Consider the following 449-nt stretch of genomic DNA (forward strand, 5'->3'; position numbering starts at 1 on the left):
GATTTGGTCGATGGCTTTTTCATCGTCACTAGTAAGCTGGTCGATGGCTGGGTCAAACTTCGCATAACGACGACCGAATAATTTATTTAACATGATGATTGTCCTTTGTTATTTTCATTATTTTATAAGATTAGCAGTACTAAAAACGCCTAACCTTTTTTTATTTAGTTTTACGCTAATATGAATTTTCGTTAAGCTCACTAATCCATATGAGTGCCGACAAGCTTGGTAAAAAAAGATATTCGCCGCCTTGTAGGGTATTAAATTGCAAAATATTGGTATGACGCTTACGAATTGGCTCATCGGGTACAGTGAACACATCGCTATCAGCGTCACTACCTGCGTGTACGCCTAGCATTGGGTCACGTTCTTCCCCAAGGTTCATAAAGTTACCGTCATTAATCCATTGGCTTTGCAAAAACTCAAGCGTGTCCATGGCATGCGCGTTG

General features: G+C 40.1%; 1 protein-coding gene. It reads right to left on the reverse strand.

Annotated features, from left to right (window positions below; genetic code table 11):
* Positions 1–175: 175 nt before the first annotated feature.
* A partial coding sequence (locus tag M3175_RS26025) for a hypothetical protein (protein ID WP_251524603.1) occupies positions 176–449 on the reverse strand: 274 nt, incomplete at its 5' end.

It is taken from the genome of Robertmurraya korlensis, from assembly GCF_023715225.1.
GTDB lineage: Bacteria > Bacillota > Bacilli > Bacillales > Cytobacillaceae > Robertmurraya_A.